This is a genomic window from Phormidesmis sp. 146-33, assembly GCF_052939515.1.
Genome location: NZ_JBJPHU010000293.1, coordinates 1 through 1,113, shown reverse-complemented (window position 1 = coordinate 1,113; position 1,113 = coordinate 1). Strand labels below are relative to the sequence as shown.

Annotated in this window: 1 protein-coding gene; it reads right to left on the bottom strand. The window is 55.7% G+C overall.

The genetic code is table 11. The features are described 5' to 3' along the window. Positions 1 to 24: 24 nt before the first annotated feature. Positions 25 to 1,002: an IS110 family transposase gene (locus tag ACJ2PR_RS36060; protein WP_446880664.1), complete on the bottom strand. Its 978-nt coding sequence runs from the start codon at positions 1,000 to 1,002 to the stop codon at positions 25 to 27. Positions 1,003 to 1,113 lie beyond the last annotated feature (111 nt).

Below are 1,113 nucleotides of genomic sequence, written 5' to 3'. Positions count from 1 at the left end.
GGGATTTAGCGATTATCTTGAATGTCAAGCCGGAAGCGCAACTTTTTCAGGGCTGGCTTCTTCAGCAGGAGGCTGCCAAGCCTTGCCCTGTTTCACGATTGCATTAAGAATGGTCAGCAACTTGTGCATACAAGCGACTAAAGCCACTTTCTTTAACTTGCCACGATCGAGAAGGCGATTATAAAACGCTTTCAACACCGGATTGTAACGAACGGCAACCAAAGCTGACAGGTACAACCCCTGCCTGACGGGCGCACGACCGCCAAAGATCCGCCGCTTGCCCTTCATCTGACCACTGTCATAGTTCAGGGGGGCCACTCCGACTAAGGTGGCGATCTGCTTGTGCGTCAACTGTCCCAACTCTGGCAAACTTGCCAGTAACGTGGCACTCATCACCGACCCCACGCCGGGAACGCTCACCCACCGCTTTTGAGTGTGCTGCCACCGCTCACACTGATTGATCTGCTGTGCGATCGTCCGGTCGAGTTCCTTGACCTGCTCTTGCAACCAGTCGATAGGCTGCTCGACGTTGGCTTGGGCTTTGCCGCGCAGCAAGACCGCCCGATTGCGCTCCGAGGTCAACATCTCGACCAACTGCCGACGGCGGGTCACCAGATCGCTCAGTTGCTCTTGGGCTTCACTTGCCAGGGGGCGCACCGGAGGCTGCATCGCTTCCCCAAACCACGCCAGCACTTTGGCATCCACCTGGTCGGTTTTTGCCAGTTGATGGGCGGCTTTGGCAAAGTTGCGTCCTTGCCGGGCGTTGATCACTGACACGGCATACCCTTGCTGGGTTAGCCAAACGACTGCTTGTCGTTCATACCCTCCCGTCGATTCCAGCACCACCCGCTTCACCTGTTCAGGGGCGGGCAGATCTTGGCTCAATGCCTCTAATCCCAGGTCGCTGTTCGCCACCTTCAGGCTTTGTCCACAGGGGCGAAGATGAACGTCCAGTGTCCGTTTACTGACATCAATGCCAATGTACAAATTCTCTAGTGTCATGAGTTGTTCCCAATATTGGGTGTCCTTGGGGGGTCTCAGACCTGACCTCTACCTTGCGTCATTCGGGATACTTCCGCTCCCTGCCGATGATTCGAGGTTCTTCTGAGCAAT